At 34.5% G+C, this 18,579-nt stretch carries 17 protein-coding genes; 15 read left to right on the top strand and 2 right to left on the bottom strand.

The window, feature by feature from the left end; genetic code table 11:
• Positions 1-405: 405 nt before the first annotated feature.
• The 5 genes from QZQ55_RS06900 (at position 406) to QZQ55_RS06880 (ending at position 8,193) form a co-directional block, all read left to right on the top strand.
• The gene (locus QZQ55_RS06900; protein ID WP_295091526.1) at positions 406-1,674 is read left to right on the top strand and encodes an adenylosuccinate synthase; all 1,269 of its coding nucleotides are present in this window, start codon (positions 406-408) and stop codon (positions 1,672-1,674) included.
• 17 nt (positions 1,675-1,691) lie between these two features.
• Entirely contained in the window at positions 1,692-3,236 is a 1,545-nt protein-coding gene (gene guaA, locus QZQ55_RS06895) for a glutamine-hydrolyzing GMP synthase (RefSeq protein ID WP_295091523.1), read from the top strand.
• A gap of 913 nt (positions 3,237-4,149) precedes the next feature.
• The gene (locus tag QZQ55_RS06890) at positions 4,150-6,666 is read left to right on the top strand and encodes a hypothetical protein (RefSeq protein ID WP_295091520.1); all 2,517 of its coding nucleotides are present in this window, start codon (positions 4,150-4,152) and stop codon (positions 6,664-6,666) included.
• Positions 6,667-7,121: 455 nt separating this feature from the next.
• Positions 7,122-7,712, top strand: a complete 591-nt coding sequence (locus tag QZQ55_RS06885) for a rubredoxin-like domain-containing protein (RefSeq protein WP_187011486.1) — start codon at positions 7,122-7,124, stop codon at positions 7,710-7,712.
• Between the two features lie 133 nt (positions 7,713-7,845).
• Entirely contained in the window at positions 7,846-8,193 is a 348-nt protein-coding gene (locus QZQ55_RS06880) for a hypothetical protein (RefSeq protein WP_295091518.1), read from the top strand.
• A gap of 119 nt (positions 8,194-8,312) precedes the next feature.
• On the opposite strand, the gene QZQ55_RS06875 is transcribed toward QZQ55_RS06880, so the two are convergent.
• Complete coding sequence (locus tag QZQ55_RS06875) at positions 8,313-8,540, bottom strand: hypothetical protein (protein WP_295091515.1); 228 nt, start codon at positions 8,538-8,540, stop codon at positions 8,313-8,315.
• Between the two features lie 410 nt (positions 8,541-8,950).
• Here QZQ55_RS06875 and hflX point away from each other — a divergent pair, with 410 nt between their 5' ends.
• The 8 genes from hflX (at position 8,951) to QZQ55_RS06835 (ending at position 16,564) form a co-directional block, all read left to right on the top strand.
• Entirely contained in the window at positions 8,951-9,958 is a 1,008-nt protein-coding gene (hflX, locus tag QZQ55_RS06870) for a GTPase HflX (RefSeq protein WP_307983172.1), read from the top strand.
• 132 nt (positions 9,959-10,090) lie between these two features.
• Positions 10,091-11,503 carry a glycoside hydrolase family 1 protein gene (locus tag QZQ55_RS06865; protein WP_295091512.1) on the top strand — a complete coding sequence of 471 codons (1,413 nt, stop codon included), beginning with the start codon at positions 10,091-10,093 and terminating at the stop codon, positions 11,501-11,503.
• 137 nt (positions 11,504-11,640) lie between these two features.
• Complete coding sequence (gene rsxC / locus QZQ55_RS06860; protein WP_295091509.1) at positions 11,641-12,951, top strand: electron transport complex subunit RsxC; 1,311 nt, start codon at positions 11,641-11,643, stop codon at positions 12,949-12,951.
• A 9-nt stretch (positions 12,952-12,960) separates the two neighbouring features.
• A complete protein-coding gene (locus tag QZQ55_RS06855) occupies positions 12,961-13,890 on the top strand; it encodes an RnfABCDGE type electron transport complex subunit D (RefSeq protein WP_295091506.1) in 930 nt (309 codons plus the stop codon).
• The gene (locus QZQ55_RS06850) at positions 13,887-14,507 is read left to right on the top strand and encodes an RnfABCDGE type electron transport complex subunit G (protein ID WP_295091503.1); all 621 of its coding nucleotides are present in this window, start codon (positions 13,887-13,889) and stop codon (positions 14,505-14,507) included. The genes QZQ55_RS06855 and QZQ55_RS06850 overlap by 4 nt, the downstream gene beginning before the upstream one ends.
• Positions 14,500-15,192, top strand: coding sequence for an electron transport complex subunit RsxE (locus QZQ55_RS06845; RefSeq protein ID WP_295091500.1), 693 nt, complete (start codon positions 14,500-14,502; stop codon positions 15,190-15,192). The genes QZQ55_RS06850 and QZQ55_RS06845 overlap by 8 nt, the downstream gene beginning before the upstream one ends.
• The gene (gene rsxA, locus QZQ55_RS06840; RefSeq protein ID WP_295091498.1) at positions 15,192-15,764 is read left to right on the top strand and encodes an electron transport complex subunit RsxA; all 573 of its coding nucleotides are present in this window, start codon (positions 15,192-15,194) and stop codon (positions 15,762-15,764) included. The genes QZQ55_RS06845 and rsxA overlap by 1 nt, the downstream gene beginning before the upstream one ends.
• A 14-nt stretch (positions 15,765-15,778) precedes the next feature.
• Positions 15,779-16,564, top strand: a complete 786-nt coding sequence (locus QZQ55_RS06835) for an RnfABCDGE type electron transport complex subunit B (RefSeq protein ID WP_295091495.1) — start codon at positions 15,779-15,781, stop codon at positions 16,562-16,564.
• A 23-nt stretch (positions 16,565-16,587) separates the two neighbouring features.
• On the opposite strand, the gene QZQ55_RS06830 is transcribed toward QZQ55_RS06835, so the two are convergent.
• The gene (locus tag QZQ55_RS06830) at positions 16,588-17,556 is read right to left on the bottom strand and encodes an FAD:protein FMN transferase (protein WP_295091492.1); all 969 of its coding nucleotides are present in this window, start codon (positions 17,554-17,556) and stop codon (positions 16,588-16,590) included.
• Between the two features lie 37 nt (positions 17,557-17,593).
• Between QZQ55_RS06830 and QZQ55_RS06825 the strand changes: the two genes are divergently transcribed.
• Both QZQ55_RS06825 and QZQ55_RS06820 read left to right on the top strand, forming a co-directional pair.
• A complete protein-coding gene (locus QZQ55_RS06825; RefSeq protein WP_295091489.1) occupies positions 17,594-17,947 on the top strand; it encodes a NusG domain II-containing protein in 354 nt (117 codons plus the stop codon).
• Positions 17,916-18,440 (top strand): Gx transporter family protein, encoded by a 525-nt coding sequence (locus tag QZQ55_RS06820; RefSeq protein ID WP_295091486.1) that lies wholly within the window; start codon positions 17,916-17,918, stop codon positions 18,438-18,440. The genes QZQ55_RS06825 and QZQ55_RS06820 overlap by 32 nt, the downstream gene beginning before the upstream one ends.
• Positions 18,441-18,579 lie beyond the last annotated feature (139 nt).

Below are 18,579 nucleotides of genomic sequence, written 5' to 3'. Positions count from 1 at the left end.
CATCCTATACAGTAGAGGCGAAGTGGACACGCCTATAAGAATAAGGATTGCCTAGCAATAGGTGGAGACTTAAATATCAATCTTCTTAAACGGATGCGTAAGCATCCTAGAAGCCTTGACTTCAAATATGGAGTATTAAGTCGAGGTAGTTCACAGTTCACTTCAATGATCTCATAGCCATAGGCTGATAAACATTTTTTAGAGTAGTAGAGGAGTGGTTTATCACAATGATAACCAATTCCAGGAAATAGAACTGCTAGTTTTTTCATCAAATCAACTCGTGTGATTTGATTATAGCACTTATTCATATAATTTCATTGATTTAACGAGAGTTTTATGTTTTACATAATGTTCTTTATCCTCTATAATATAGTTGTATTTTAATGAAAGAAAGGATGAACATAAATGGCAGGAGTCGTTGTTGTTGGAAGCCAGTGGGGCGACGAAGGAAAAGGAAAGGTTACAGATTATCTTGCACAGCAGGCAGATCTAGTAGTGAGATATTCTGGAGGTAATAATGCAGGTCATACTATTAAATTTAATGGCCAAAAATTTGCCTTAAGACTTATTCCTAGCGGAATCTTTACAACTGGTGAAGTTGTATTAGGTAACGGAATGGTTATCAATCCTAAAGCTTTACTTGAAGAAATGAAGTATTTAAATGATGCAGGTATCAAGACTGATAAGATGCACATCTCAGATCGTGCACATGTCACTTTACCTTATCATATTGAAATTGACGAATTAGAAGAAGAAATGCGTGGTGCTGCAAGTATCGGTACAACTAAGAAAGGTATTGGACCTACTTATGTAGATAAATATGACCGTATCGGTATTCGTATTGGTGAATTCATTAATGAACCATTATTTAAGAAGAGACTTGAAGAAACATTAGCATTCAAGAAGAAACAGTATCCTGGATTACAGTGTACTGCAGAAGAAATCTTTGAAGAATATAAGGAATATGCTAAAGTAATCAAGCCTATGGTTTGTGATACAGGTATCTTCTTAGATGAAGCATTCCAGGCAAAGAAGAAGATCTTATTTGAAGGCGCTCAGGGTACTATGCTTGATATTGATTATGGTACTTATCCATATGTAACAAGCTCTAACCCAGGTGCAAATGGTGTACCATCTGGTGCAAGCATTGGTCCTCTTTACCTTACTGATGTAGTAGGTGTTATCAAGGCTTATACTACTCGTGTTGGTTCTGGTGCATTCCCTACTGAAATTGAAGGTGAATTAGGTGACTATATCAGAAATGCAGGTAACGAATTTGGTACAGTCACTAAGAGACCAAGAAGAATTGGATGGTTCGATGCAGTTGTTGTTAACCAGTCAAGAAGAATGGCTTCATTAACTGGATGTTCATTAATGTTATTAGATGTATTAAGCGGTTTAGATACTATCAAAATCTGTACAGCTTATATGCTAGATGGTAAAGAAATCCATGGTTTACCTTCTACTATTGAAGAATTAGAAAGAGTAGAACCAGTTTATATTGAATTACCAGGCTGGAAGGAAGATATTACTCAGGTAACTTCATTTGAAGAACTTCCTGTAAATGCTCAGAACTACATCAAGAAGATTGAAGAACTTATTCACTGCCCAGTGACTATGTTCTCAGTTGGACCTGATCGTACTCAGACAATCGTGCTTAAAGAAGTGTTTTAATAAATAAAGGAGAAGATATGAAAAGAGAATTAGTACTGGTTATTGATTTTGGTGGCCAATACAATCAGCTCGTAGCGCGTAGAGTTCGTGAAAGCAACGTATATTGTGAAATCTATTCATATAAAGTTGCAATGCAGAAAATCAAAGAACTCAACCCTAAGGGAATCATCTTAACAGGTGGTCCTAATAGCTGCTATGAGGAAGGCGCTGCTACATGTGAAAAAGAACTTTTTGAATGTGGTGTTCCTGTACTTGGCTTATGCTATGGTGCTCAGCTCATGCAGTATGTATTAGGCGGTAATGTAGAAGCTGCACCTACAAGAGAATATGGTAAGACAGAAATTGTTGTTGATACAACTTCACCATTATTCTCAAATGTTTCTGAAAAGACAGTATGCTGGATGAGTCATAATGACTACATTTCAGCTTTAGCTCCTGGTTTCAAATCTGTAGCACATTCTGATGAATGTCCAGTGGCAGCATGTGAAAACAGAGAAAAGAACCTTTATGGTATTCAGTTCCACCCAGAAGTATTACATACTGCAGAAGGTAAGAAGATGTTAAGAAACTTCGTAATCGATGTATGTGGATGCGCTGGTGACTGGAAGATGGATTCTTTCGTAGAAGAATCAATTAAAGCAATCAGAGAAAAAGTTGGCGATGGTAAAGTATTATGTGCTTTATCAGGAGGTGTTGACTCTTCTGTTGCAGCAGTCTTATTATCTAAGGCTATTGGAAATCAGTTAACTTGTGTATTTGTAGACCATGGCTTACTTCGTAAGAATGAAGGCGATGAAGTTGAAGCTGTTTTTGGTAAAGATGGCAGCTATGATTTAAACTTCATCAGAGTCAATGCACAGGAAAGATATTATTCTAAGCTTAAAGGTGTGACTGAACCTGAAAGCAAGAGAAAGATCATCGGTGAAGAATTCATCAGAGTCTTTGAAGAAGAAGCAAAAAAGATTGGTGCTGTTGATTTCTTAGTACAGGGTACTATTTATCCAGACGTTGTAGAAAGCGGTCTTGGAGGAGAATCTGCAGTCATCAAGTCTCACCATAACGTTGGTGGATTACCTGATTGTGTAGATTTCAAAGAAATCATTGAACCATTAAGAGACTTATTCAAGGATGAAGTAAGAAAAGTAGGTCTTGAACTTGGTATTCCTGAATATTTAGTATTCAGACAGCCATTCCCAGGACCAGGTCTTGGTATTAGAATCATTGGTGAAGTTACTGCAGAAAAGGTACGTATGGTACAGGATGCAGATGCGATTTATAGAGAAGAAATTGCGAATGCTGGATTAGATCTTTCTATCGGTCAGTATTTTGCAGCATTAACTAATATGCAGTCAGTAGGTGTTATGGGTGATGAAAGAACTTATGACTATGCTGTTGCATTAAGAGCCGTTAATACTATTGATTTCATGACTGCAGAAGCAGCTGAAATACCTTATGAAGTATTAAATAAGACTATGAATAGAATCATCAATGAAGTACGTGGTGTGAATAGAGTAATGTATGATATTACATCTAAGCCACCTGGAACTATTGAATTCGAATAGTATATATGTAGAATCCCACATCAATCCCCACGAATTTGTAATTTACATTTTCCATGGGAATTGACCTAAGAACTACTTAGAAAACAAAATAAGAAATAAAAAATGAGACCTTGCGTTGAAAAATGCAGGGTCTTTTTGCTTGGTAAAAAAACAAAAGAAAGTATCGAAAAGCCTTGTGTTTATGCGGTTTTCCGTTGATAAAAGTAAATTATCCTATACGAAACCTTTGAGATAATTATTGAAAAAAATACTGAAAAAAAGAAAGTAGAAATTGGTGTTAAATCAAAGAAGATGGCGGGGAGATGTTTACGAAAAATATGGGGAGAGCCGTACGAATAATCAATATAGTAAAAAATATTATCCACAAAATTGGTTACAGAAACAGGGTGTGTACGCTGAATCTGTAACCTTTTTTTTGCTTAAATAAAGGTAGTTTACAGAATTTTATAACGAAAATAGGGCAGTGTTGATAAGAGGTATGTAGTGGATAGTAATTACAAATATGGATAGTGATGGTTACTAAGGAACATATAGAATGTTAAAAAGGGTAATTTAAAATAACTAGGGATTTCCTGAATTTTAATTATCACGTGGTATGGATGAGCTGCCCCTAAAAAGTTCACAACCCCTGGCAGTTTTAATGCTTGAGTTAACCCCAAGTCTATTTAGTTACTCATCATAAGGCAGTCTGTAGTAATGGAATCATCTCTATTACACAGGCTGCTTTTTTATTCTAATTTTTGATTACTATAAAATATACAGTATTAATTAGTGTGAAACTAAATAATATGACATGATTATCTGATGTCACAAATTACTTATTATGTAACTTAAATGCACGCGCTTTACTCAAATATTATGTAATGATAAAATATAAGACAGAGGTATGACATAATCAAAGAGGAGGGAAATTATGAATAAAAGCCTATTTAAGAAATTTGGGGCTTCTTTTGTAGCACTTACACTTGCTTTTTCTTGTACTTCTGCAGTAAGTGCAACTGGGGATACTTCTGAATTTCAATCTAAGGTAACTTACAGCAATGGTAAGTATACTTTCGCAAAATTGTCTCATCCGGACAAAGCAGTATCTACACCTGATGGTATCGTTGATTACCTAGGTGGTGGAAATGTAGGTGTCACTGGAGAGAATGGTGCAACAGGACAGGGTGATCAGGGGCAGAGTTACGCTTGGTCTGCAGCATCTTATGGAGATTGGATGTATGTTGGTACTTGTTATGCAGCAATGGGTAACACATTAACATTAATGGATACTACTCTTGGTGATAAGTTCGATAAGGAAGTTATGACTGCTGCACTTAAAGCAATGTTCAATGGAACATTCTTTTATGGACATGAAAAAGAAGATGGTACTGCAGATGAAGATTCTGATGGTATTCTTGTAAAAGTGAACGTTAAGACTGGCGAAACTAAATTATTAATGTCTAAGTCTTTAAATGGTAAAGGACCACTTTTTAGAAACGCTATGCGTTATAAGGATAAACTTTATTTCTGTGGTTCTGTACGTAATAAAGGTGCAAAAGCCGGTTTACCTAGTATTTATTGCATCGACCCTAAGACAGATGATATTAAGTGTGTCTACACTGGTATCACTCCACAGGAACTTGGTGCTGCATACAAAGAAGGTATCAGTACTGGTATTCGTGGTATGACAGAATTCAATGGTGAATTCATTGCGAGCTGTGTTGGTGTTGATGGACCTTATATCTTAAAGTCTAAAGACCCATCAGCAGGTCAGTCTTCATTCAAGAAGATTGCAACTAAGAAGGATTTATTTAACTATCCTGCATATCATTATACAGATAGTATCTATGGTGGTTCTATCTGGGAAATGGCAGAATTCAATAACAAGCTTTATGTTGCTTTATGTACTGGTACACCGGAAAACAAACCTGATGAACATACAATGCAGTCATTTGCGATTGTATGTGGTGAAGAAAAAGCAGATGGTTCTTGGACATGGAGACCAGTTGTAGGTGATAAAGCAGATGGTGCTAAATATACATTTGGTATTGATCCAGAACGTACACGTGCTGGTGCTTGTAACATGCTAGTATATAATGATCATCTTTATATCGGTGAATATGAAGATATCGAAATCGCATTAGAAGATGTAGTATTTAAAAAGAACGTAGAATTCTTAGCTAAGAACTTAGAACAGTCTGTAAGCCTCTATCGTATGGATAAGGATGAAAACATGGAACTTGTTGTGGGTGATGCAACTAAGATGTTCCCTAATGGTGGCATTTCAGGACTTGGTTCTGGATTTGGACATCATGAAAACCAGTATATCTGGCAGTCTACTGTATTTGATGGCAAGATGTACTTTGGTACATTTGACAGCAGCAGCTTGTTACAGCCTATCGGACAGTTTACAAATGGTGACTTGTTAAATATGTCTAAAGAAGAATGGAAGTCACAGCTAAATTACCTTAAGGTTTTCATTGAATTAGTACTAAGCAAGAACACTGAATATCCAACTCAGCCAATCACAGTTGCAGAAACTGATGAAGAAGCAAAGGTTGATGAGGATGCTGAAGAAGAAACTGATTTAACTGCATCTGAAAAGGTACAGAAAGCAATTGAAACTGCATCTAAGAGATATAGCGGGGCACAGGCTGCATCTGCTGCATCTAATGACGATGTGGAAACTATAAAACTTTCTACTGAACAGTTCAATACTCTTGTAAAAGGTCTTGAAGATGGTTCAATTAAGGCTAATAGCTTAAATGACGAACTATCAACTGAATTATTCACAATTATTTTTGGTATGGATCCAATGGCTGATTCATTAAATAAAAAAGGTTCTCAGGAATTCGCAGATGAATATGCTGAAGTATATGAATACTATACACAGATTTCTTCTCAGCTTCCTGAAAAGTTAAAGAAATTATTTGAAACTTTCATGACAATCACTAAGAAAGAAAATTTGATTGCATTTGGTAAGGTATTAAATTATTTATCTAAAGCTCAGCGTGGTTTTGATATGTATACATCAGCTGATGGTGAATCATTCACAGCAGTTACTACAAATGGTTTTGGTGATCCATATAACCATGGTCTACGTGCTTTTGCGACAGGTGATGACTGGATGGCTATTGGTACAGCTAACCCATTCTATGGTACACAGTTATGGAAGATGACTTCTCCAACTAAGACAGTTGAACCAACAACACCAACTGAACCAGAAAAACCAAATCCATCTGATCCAGAAAAACCAAATATCACAGTAACCCCATCTGAATCAGATAAAACTGAAACTACAGTTACAAATAAAACTGATGATAAGAAGAATACAGCTAAAACTGGTGATTCAACTGATGTCGTTACATCATTAGTTGCTGCAATCGGTTCTCTTACATTACTAGTTGGTTGTGCATTTGTACTTCGTAATAAGAAAGCAAGAGCTTAATATTAACTTGAAACTATAAAAAATATTCTATTAGTATGAGTAAGAGCTTGTTAGTGTTATATTCCGTTTCTTTCGCAATAAGATCTTATTCAGAAAAAATTATATTTTACGGCAGTCTGTAGTAATGGGAATATCTCCATTTTACAGGCTGTTTTGTTTTGACTTTATTGTCAGAGAGTAGTATTATCCTGTCTTTGACAGTTATACGTATAAAAACCTTCAAAAACACTGATATATTCAATGCTTTTTGAAGGGCTTTTTGCTTTGAAAATGTGCTAAAATTTTCTTCTCTTAGTATTCTTTAATAATGTTAAAAAAACTTTTAAATTTCCATCGTTTATGTGGTGTGATTATTTGTTTTTAAAGTAAAAGTCAAATTCGTTGACAATAGAGGATTATATGTTATAATTAAATAGTAATCATTCCTAATAAGGAATTAAAAAGGAGAAAAGAATATGGCAAAATTTGTATGTAAAGTGTGTGGATATGTTTATGAAGGAGATGCAGCACCAGCTGAATGTCCAGTATGTCATGTAGGCGCTGATCAGTTTGAAGAAGTAAAAGGTGAAATGAAATTAGCTGCTGAACATGAATATGGTGTTTATGCTAAAACTGTAAAAAATAATCCTGATATCACTGATGAAGATAAAAAATATATCTTTGATCAGTTAAAAGCAAACTTTGAAGGTGAATGTTCAGAAGTTGGTATGTATTTATGTATGGCAAGAATTGCCCATAGAGAAGGTTATCCTGAAATTGGTTTATATTGGGAAAAAGCAGCTTATGAAGAAGCAGAACATGCTGCTAAATTTGCTGAAATGTTAGGTGAAGATTTAGAACCAAATATGAAAGCAACTACTAAAGATAATTTAGCTTGGCGTGTTGACTGCGAATTTGGTGCAACTGCTGGTAAAGTTGAACTTGCTACATGTGCTAAAAAGAATAACTTAGATGCAATTCATGATACAGTTCATGAAATGGCAAGAGATGAAGCAAGACATGGTAAAGCTTTAAAAGGTTTATTAGACAGATATTTTGGAAAATAATTGAATAAGTAAGATTTCAAAGGCATCAACTTAAGGATTTAAATATCTGCAAAGTTGATGTCTTTTCATAATAACGTAAATTATATCTGTCAAAGACACCTTCTTATAATACAAATAGGAAGGAGGGGTAGAAATGTTGATTAATATTAAGGATAAGCCTGTACAGGTGATATCTATTAAAGCAGAAACCTCAAATAATGAATGTTTATGCTGGGGTTATAATGTGGAAATCACATTAAAGCGTAGTTATGCTAAAGAACTCTACATTCATTTAAACCAGTACCTAAATAGTCATTATACTGTTTCTGATCGTAGTATGTTTGATTTTGTGACAGACAGGGCGGATGAAGTAGAACAAGTTGATTTTATTGAAGACACAATAAAAAGACATTTTCACAATGCCTATGTTTTCTTAATCTCTGGGCTATCATTTACATCCATTCTGGATAAAATAAAAACCGACTATTTGCCGGTTTCGTAACATTCTAAATCTTCAAATCTTAGCGTTATCATAGATTTAATCTTCTTTATATCCCTCTCTAGTAATTCGCAATCAGGAATTTCACCTTTGAATCTTCCAAAATGTTCATATTGATAGATCTAATATGTCAATTGTTCTTCGATTCGTTCTTCTAAGTCATGATGTTCTAATTCAAATAATCCACATGCAATAAAATACTCATACAATCTCAGATTATCCACATCTCCTAGTTCATAAAAAACATAGGAACTGCCGTAGGAAATAGGATTAACATCTGGTTTTTGTGCATTCATCCAGCTATATACATCTTCTTTTCTATCTAAATAGGTTATTACTTCTTTTTCCATCTATCCCTATATACCTCTCTTTCTTTATCGATTCCTTTATATCTTCTCTTCATTCTTGATTCTTTCGTAGAAACTACTGAAACTTTTACATTTGAATGTCTTAGCAAATTATTCTATTACTCTTTTACAACTTTCATAAAGTTGCATTTCAGCTAATATAAATAATTCACGCTCATCATTATCAATATTTTTTAAATTCGTAACTCAAACAATTTATATTCACTGTCTATTTCTCTATCATGAGTTCCTAATACTTGAGCCATTATTTACATCCATTATGGGTAAAATAAAACCAATAATTTGATTTTTTGTATTTTCTATTCAAAATAAATTCCTTTTTTATTTCTTGGATATTTTCTTCCATACCACCTCGGATACAGTTTTCTCATTGGTTTTCCTTTTTTTAAACAATAATCTATCATATCCTCATCTGTGGGAAACTTACTGATCAATTACAAACAGAAGTAACAGATCGTACAGATTTAATTTTTCGTATATTTGAACAGCGTGCACAGACAAAAGAAGCAAAATTACAGGTAGAAATAGCCAGAGACCAATATTTATTACCAAGACTTGCAGGAATGCAGGAACACATGTCACACCAGCAAGGTGGTTCTGGGTTTAGAGGATCTGGTGAAAAACAGATTGAGTTAGATCGTCGTATTATCTCTAGAAAGTTGTCCCGTTCTAGAAAAGAACTGGCACAGATTGTAAAACAAAGACAAACACAAAGAGAAAGACGTAAACGTAATAATGTCCCTGTGATTGCCTTGGTCGGTTATACAAATAGTGGAAAGTCCACTTTGCTTAATACTTTATGTCAGAACAAAGAGAAAAAAGTATTTGAGAAGGATATGTTATTTGCGACATTACAGACTTCTACTAGAAATATAAAGATTAAGAATCATACATGCTTGCTTACTGATACAGTTGGTTTTATTGAACGTTTACCACACAATCTGATTCAGGCATTCCGTTCCACTTTAGAAGAAGTGAAAGAAGCAGATCTATTACTCCATGTTGTTGATTCAAGTTTTGAAGATTATCAATTACAGGTTGATACAACCAATAAGGTATTAGAAGAATTAGGTGTTGAAAATACACCTATGATCTATGTGTACAACAAGGTTGATTTAAATAAGTATGGTTATGTACATCCTGTAGCTCCCTATGTTTTTATATCTGCGAAGGAAAAGATTGGTTTAGACTTGTTAGAAGATGAAATCAGTCATATCCTCTTTAAGGATTATGAAACCTTCCTATTAGGTATTCCTTATAATCAAGGAGAGGATTTTAAATATCTCTATGAGAATACCTATGTGGAACAGGTTGACTATCGTGATGATTATATCTATTTACAGATAGAAGCCAAAAGACAGGATATTAAAGATTATCTTAAGTACATTCTTTCAAATTAATGAAACAGAGTTTCATTAATTAATCATTTTTTGTATATTTTATGAAACGTTATAATAATCAACCTTGAAACAGTTTACATATATAAGGCGTGATTGATAGAATGTATTCATAAGATAAAGGAGACACATAAAATGGAAAGAAAAATGCCAAAAGATTTTTACTGGGGTGGTTCAGTATCATCATTCCAGACTGAAGGACACAGAAATGAAGGTGGGAAAGGTGTATGTATCTATGACGTAAGACCTATGAATCCTGAATTTTCTGACTGGAACGATGCTATTGATGAATACACTCGTTATGATGAAGATATCGCTTTAATGAAAGGTATGGGATTCAACTTCTATCGTTTCTCTATCTGCTGGAGCCGTATCATTCCTAATGGTACATTAGATGAACCAGTAAATGAAGAAGGTGTAAAGTTCTACAGTGATTTAATTGATAAGCTACTTGCTGCAGGCATTGAACCAATGATTACTTTAGTACATTTCGATATGCCATATCATCTAGTAAAGAACTACAATGGTTTTGCTTCTAGATATGTTGTAGACTGCTTTGAAAGATATGCAAAGGTTTGTATTGAAAGATTTGGTGACAGAGTTAAGCATTGGATGTCATTCAACGAACAGAACCTTCATTCAATGATGTTAAGAGTTTCAAATGCGGAAGAAATTCCTGAAGGTGTAAGCTTACCTAAACATTTATATCAGGTTAACCACAATGTTATGATGGCTCATTGTAAGGCAGTACGTGCTTTAAGAGAAATGCAGCCAGATGCTAAGTTCTGTGGTATGGGTGCAGTGACTAATGTATATGCATATGACAACAGCCCAGAAAATAACTTATTTGCTACACAGGCTTATAACTTATTAAATGGTTATCTTGCTGATACATTTGCACAGGGTAAATATCCTGATTACTGGAATGCTTACTTAGAAAATCGTGGATGGATGCCTACATTTGAAGAAGGCGATGAAGAACTATTAAAATATACTGTAGACTATATCGCATTCTCTTATTATCGTTCTGATACAGTTAAGACTGGTGTATTTGATTATGAAAGACCAGCTTGTGACTGTGTGAATGAACAGAAAATCCAGAATCCTCATTGTGAAGCCAATGAATGGCATTGGGAAATCGATCCAGTTGGATTCAGATGGACTTTAAATGATTTACATCATAGAACAGGTTTACCAGTATTCGTACTTGAAAACGGTATTGGATGGCGTGAAGATATGACTCAGGAAGAAGTAGACAAGATGCTTGCTGAAGGTCGTACAATCGAAGATGATTATCGTATCAACTATCATAGAGACCATATCCGTGAAATGGAAAACGCAATGTTTGAAGATGGTGTAGACTGCTTAGGTTACATTACTTGGGGACCAATCGATATCCTAGCAAGTATGTGTAATATGGATAAACGTTATGGATTCGTTTATGTCAATAGAACAAATAAAGATTTAAGAGATATGAAACGTATTCCAAAGAAATCTTATAATTATATCAAGAAAGTATTCGAATCTAACGGTGCTGATTTAGACTAATATTTGCTTTGACCATGCTTGATGCATGGTCTTTTTTTATGTGAATTAATAAACGTTAAGTGAATAAATTAACTTAATGTAAAGGCTTTCATTTTTTCTCATATCGTCCTACAATAGTATTAAAGGAGAGTTGCGATATGATTACTTTTAGAGGTGGCGTTCATCCGAATGATGGAAAAGAATATACGAAAGATAAACAAATAGAAAAATTAGAAGCCAGCCAGGAGGTTGTTTTTTTAATGAAACAACACATTGGTGCACCAAGTATCCCTGTAGTAAAGGTTAAAGATGAAGTACATGTAGGTACATTGATTGCTCAGGCTGGTGGTTATGTATCAGCTAATATAATATCTTCTGTTTCTGGTATTGTGAAACGTATTGAAAAGAGACAGGATGCATCAGGACATTATCAAGATGCTGTGGTTGTAGAGAATGATGGAAACTATATATCTGATTATATAGAACATGAAAATAATATTGATTTATTGACTTTTGAAGAAAAGATAGAAAAAGTAAAAAATGCAGGTGTTGTTGGTTTAGGTGGGGCAGGGTTCCCTACACATGTGAAGCTTAATGTAAAAGAACCAGAAAAAATAGAATATGTCATTGTGAATGGAGCTGAATGTGAACCTTATCTTACATCTGATTATCGTTTGATGCTTGAAAAATCAAAGGAACTTGTAGACGGTTTAAAAATCATGCTGACTCTTTATCCTCATGCAGTGGGCTATATTGGAATCGAAGATAATAAGAAAGAAGCGATTCATACATTAGAAAAGCTATGTGTACATGAAGAAAGAATAAGCGTGAAGGTATTGAAGACAAAATATCCACAAGGTGGAGAAAGAATGTTGATTGAGGCACTTACAGGAAGAAGACTCAATTCTAAGATGCTTCCTCTTGATGTGGGTTGTATTGTAGATAATGTGGCTACAGTTCTTGCGGTAAGAGAGGCAATTAAATACGATCGTCCATTAATTTCTTCAGTGATGACTTTGACAGGAGATGGTGTGAATGCACCATGCAATATAGAAGTTCCTGTAGGTACTGATTTCCAGTATATTATAGAAACACGTGGTGGTTTAAAGGAGAATGTAGAGAAAATCATCAGTGGGGGACCTATGATGGGTGTTTCACTTATTTCTCTTTATATTCCGGTAGTAAAGACAAGCAGTTCTATTCTTGCCTTCACTCATGATGAAGTAGTAGTCAATAGTCCAACAGCTTGTATTAGATGTGGGCGCTGTATTGATGCTTGTCCAAGCCATCTCATTCCTCAAAAACTTTATCAGGCTTCTTTGAAGAATGATACCAACACATTCGTACAGTTAAATGGTATGGAATGTATAGAATGCGGATGCTGCAGTTATGTCTGTCCAGCAAAAAGAAATATGACACAGGCTATTAGAAAATGTAAATCTACTGTGGCATCACTTAAAAGAAAGTAGGGAAATGTTATGAATAAATTATTACATACATCTTCATCACCTCATGTACGTGCTAAGACAGATACCGCACGTATTATGATTGATGTCATTATCGCATTAATGCCTACAACACTGTATGGAATTTATCAGTTTAAGTTGAATGCAGCGCTTATTGTAGTGATATCAGTATTGACCTGTGTACTATCAGAGTATTTATTTGAATATTTTATGAAGAAGCCTATCACAATCAAGGACTGTTCAGCTATTGTGACAGGACTCATTCTTGCTTTAAATCTTCCTTCTACTGTTCCTTTATGGATACCTTTAATTGGTGGTGTATTTGCGATTATTATCGTAAAACAGCTTTATGGTGGATTAGGACAAAACTTTATGAATCCAGCTTTAGCTGCACGCTGTTTTCTATTAATATCTTTTACAGGACGTATGACAAATTTCGTCTTTGATGGTGTAACGACTGCGACACCACTTGCGATTCTTGAAACAAGATCACATTATGACTTATACCGTTTATTTATCGGTACAACAGCAGGAACAATTGGTGAAACATCAACCCTAATGATTTTAATAGGTGGGTGTTATATGTTAGTAAAGAGAGTCATTAAACCAACTATACCAGTGGCTTATCTTCTTTCTTTCTCAATATTTACTCTTGTTTTTTCGCCATTCCGTTTTGATTTCTATTATTTGGCCTGTCAATTATGTGGTGGTGGATTAATGCTTGGCTGTTTCTTTATGGCAACTGACTATGTGACAACACCTATTAATTTTGAAGGACAGATTATCTTTGGCGTTTTAATAGGTATACTCACTGGTTTATTTAGATTCTTTGGGACAACTACAGAAGGTGTTTCTTATGCGATTATTCTAGGAAATCTTGTTGTACCGCTTATTGAGAAATATACACTTCTCTATAAAACAAAAAAGGCGGTGGTATCATGAATATAAAGAGAATCATCAAAGATACATGCATCTTATTTATCATTACTATTGTATCGGGATGTCTCCTTGGTTTTGTTTATAATTCTACAAAAGATAAAATAGCCGCAAAACAAGAAGAAACAAAGCTTCTTGCATATAAGCAGGTTATGAGTGAAGCAGATGATTTTAAGGCAGATTACAGTAAACTCATTCGACAAAGTCCAAAACTTCTTACAAAGGATTATGGAAAGAATGGTATTGAAATCAACAATGCTTTAGGGGCTTATAAAGATAATAAATTACAAGGCTATGTAATTCAGGTGACTGATAAAGATGGCTTTGGCGGTGAAATAGAACTCATCATTGGCATTGACTTAAATAAACAGATTAAAGGTGTAGAAATCTTATCTATCAGTGAAACAGTAGGGCTTGGTATGAATGCGAAGAATGAATCATTTAGATCACAGTACCTGAATAAGAAGGTGGATTCGTTTATTATTACTAAAACAGGTAAAGAGAAGGATAATGAAGTGGATTCTCTTTCTAGTGCCACTATCACATCTAAAGCTGTCACAAATGGTGTCAATGGTGCCCTTGATTTCTATGATCTGTTGAAAGGAGAGGGACAACATGAATAAATATATTAAACCAGTTTATAATGGCATTATTAAAGAAAATCCTACATTTGTCTTAATGTTAGGTATGTGTCCAACTCTTGCCGTCACAACTTCAGCTATGAGTGGGATGGGGATGGGACTTACTACAATGGCTGTACTTATTATGAGTAACTTTGTGATTTCTGCATTACGTAAGATCATTCCTGAACGTGTTAGAATTCCAGCTTATATAGTCATCGTGGCAACTCTTGTGACTGTTGTACAGCTCCTATTACAGGCAAATCTTCCATCTTTATATGATACATTAGGTATTTATATTCCTCTTATTGTAGTTAACTGTATTATTCTAGGTCGTGCAGAAGCATTTGCCTCTAAGAATAATCCTATTCTTTCTATATTAGATGGTATAGGTATGGGGTTAGGATTTACACTTGCATTAACTTGTATAGGATTAGTGAGAGAACTATTGGGTGCTGGTACTGTTTTTGGCCATACTGTCATGCCAAAAGCCTATGAACCGATTTCTATCTTTATTATGGCACCGGGTGCATTCTTTGTTTTAAGCATGTTGACAGCTATACAGAATAAATTAAAAATGCCGAGTGCTACAAATGGAGAACGTTCATCACTAGAATGTGGCGGAGACTGTATGCATTGTCAGGGTATTACTTGTTTTGAAGAATATAAGAAGGAGGCACAAAAATAATGAAAACTTTACTTTTAACGTTAATCAGTGTCTCTTTAGTCAATAATGTTGTTTTATCACAGTTTTTAGGTTTATGTCCATTTTTAGGTGTTTCTAAGAAAATAGAAACTGCTGCAGGTATGGGTGGTGCTGTCATATTTGTTATTACGATAGCCTCAGCTGTTACTTCACTTCTTTATCGATTATTAGTGAAATTCCATGTGGAATATCTAGAAACAATTGCCTTTATTCTTATTATTGCTGCACTTGTACAATTGGTAGAACTCTTCTTGAAAAAATATTCACAAGGCTTATATCAGTCTCTAGGTGTTTATTTACCTCTTATTACAACAAATTGTGCCGTCCTAGGTGTGGCTTTAACGAATGTACAGAATCATTATGATTTCATCACAAGTGTTGTTGCTGGTTTTGGAACAGCTGTTGGTTTTACTATTTCTATTATTATTCTTGCAGGAATTAGAGAAAGAATAGAAGACAATGATATTCCTCATAGTTTTAAAGGTTCTCCTATTGTGTTGATTACTGCAGGTTTGATGGCTATTGCCTTTATTGGCTTTTCAGGCTTGATCTAGGAAGGAGAATGACTATGAAATCCATTATAATTGCGACTCTCCTTGTGGGCTTTATAGGATTATTTATCGGAATAGTTCTAGGTGTTGCGAGTGAGAAGTTCAAGGTTGTTGTAGATGAAAAAGAACAGAAAATAAGATCTGTTCTACCAGGAAATAACTGTGGTGCCTGTGGGTATCCAGGATGTGATGGTCTAGCACATGCCATTTCAGTAGGAGAAGCACCAAGCAATCAATGTCCTGTAGGAGGCAATGAAGTTGGTACCAAGATTGCCACTATTTTAGGGCAGGAAGCACAGGTCAGTACACGCTACATAGCCTTTGTAAAATGTAAGGGAACATGTGATAAGGTCACACCTGTTTCTCAGTACTCAGGTATTAAGGATTGTTTAAGTGCGGCACTAGTACCAGGCAAAGGTGGTAAGATGTGTAATGCAGGCTGCATTGGCTTAGGAAGTTGTGTACAGGCATGTGAGTTTGATGCGATACATATCGTTGATGGCGTAGCTGTTGTAGATAAGGAAAAATGTAAAGGATGTCAGAAATGTATGGAAGCATGTCCTAATCATCTGATAGAAATGGTACCTTATGATGCAATACATCGTGTACAATGTAATTCTCATGATAAGGGACCTGTAGTTACTAAAAGCTGCCAGTCAGGCTGTATTGGTTGTCGTTTATGTACAAAGGTATGTCTAAATGGAGCGATTACCGTTGATGATTTCTTAGCACATATAGATTATTCTAAATGTACAAATTGTGGGGCATGTGTAGAAAAATGTCCTAGAAAAATTATTGAATAAAAAAATCCCTTTATTGGGATTTTTTAAGAGTGGTTGAAGTTTTTTGTATAAGTGATTTGATTATTTGTATCAATAAAACATGCTTCGACATCGTCTACTGACTCAATGAGGGCTTTGCCTTTTTCTAGTCCAAGAGAGAAACAGACAGTACTTAATGCATCACCCTGCATTGAAGAAGGAGATACAATAGTAACAGAAGCGAGTCCATTATCATAACTATAACCCGTATGAGGATTTAGAATATGATGATAAATATGATGGTTAATTTTCATCTGTCGCTGATAAATGCCACTTGTTACAATTGATTTATCTTCTATCTTAGTGCTTATAATAGATTCATCTGTTTTTTGAGGATTGGTGATTCCGATATGATATCCTTCTGTCATCTTATCTCCGACACATAGGATATTACCTCCAAGATTAATTAATGCATTATTGACTTTATGCTGGATTAAATAATCCTTGAGTTTATCTGCAATATAACCTTTCGCAATTGCACCTAAATCTATCATTGTATCAGGATTCTTATAGAGTATACTTTTGTTTTCACAAATAATATTTTGATAGTTGACTGTTTTAAGACTTTCTTTTAAGAGAGATTCATCAGGTAAAGACGCTTGATCACTTTTGAAGTCCCATAAAGAACTGACAGCACCAATCGTAATATCAAAAGCACCTTTTGATAATTCACTATAATAAAGTCCCTGTTTAATGACAGAGGAGAGTTCATTAGAAATAGTTTGATATTGGGTCTTATTCTTATTATGATTAATTTGATAGAGTTCACTATTTGTGTTTGTTGTAGAGAAAAGTAGTTCATATTTCTTACATAAATCAAAGCAGTTATTTAGAATCTTTTTTGAAGATGAATCATATAAAGTAATAGAGACAATTGTATCTAAACAGAACTCTTTCTGAGTAATGGGTTCATTATTAGGCTTACAGCCACTAAGTAAAGAAAAACATAGGATAAGTGAAAGTATTCTTCTCATAAAGCACCTCCTTATTCTATTATACAAGGAGAAAATAATGAAAAACAGAAAATATGATATTTATGTATTGACTATTTTATTGATTATAGCTACTGCTGGTTTTCTTCTTCGTCCCCAGTCAAAAAGTAATATGATTAAAATTACTTTAAACAAAGAAGTTTATGGCTATTATGATCTCAATAAAAATCAAACAATACATATTAATAAAGAGAATACATTAAAAATAGAAAATCATAAAATAAGAATGATTTCAGCCACCTGTCCAGATCATTTATGTATCAAGCAGGGGGCAATTAATAAAAAGGGGCAGAGTATCATCTGTCTTCCTCATAAACTCATTGTAGAGGTGGTGTCAGGAAATGAAAAACAGCAGGATGATCAAGCATACTAAAGTCAGACAATTATGCTTTCTTGCAATATTTTGTACTATATCCATCATATTGAACTATATAGAAATGTTGTTTCCTATTTATTTAGGAATCCCTGGCGCAAAACTTGGCTTAGCTAATATTGTATCTTTTACAATTCTTTTATGCTTTGGATTTAAATATGCAGTCGGTGTTTCACTTCTTCGTATCTTTATCATAGGAATCACATTCACAAATCCTTATATGATGCTTTATAGCCTGGCAGGAGGACTTCTTTCTATTAGTATTATGGCATTTATGGTAAAGACACATCTCTTCTCAAACATCGTTGTCTCTATAGTAGGAGGCGTATCTCATAATATAGGGCAGTTACTTGTTGCCTTTGTCTTCTTTTCCACCTCTGCCTTTATCTATTATCTTCCATATCTGACATTACTTGGTATTGTATCAGGCATGGTGGTAGGAATAATTGCACAAATCATATATCGCAAAATAAAAAGTTATGTTGTTGGGTGAAATATGGAAGTTGAATGTTCCCATATTTTTTTGTATATGTTATTATAAGGCAGTATGTTTAAAGAAGGGTGAAAAGTGTGAAAAAAAAATCAATCAAAACGTATAAAAAAAGACGAACTTAAAAACAAGTTTGAATAAT

It is taken from the genome of uncultured Catenibacterium sp. (assembly GCF_900540665.1).
Lineage (GTDB): Bacteria > Bacillota_I > Bacilli_A > Erysipelotrichales > Coprobacillaceae > Catenibacterium.
The sequence above is the reverse complement of the archived record's forward strand: the minus strand, read 5'-3'. Positions and strand labels throughout refer to the sequence as shown.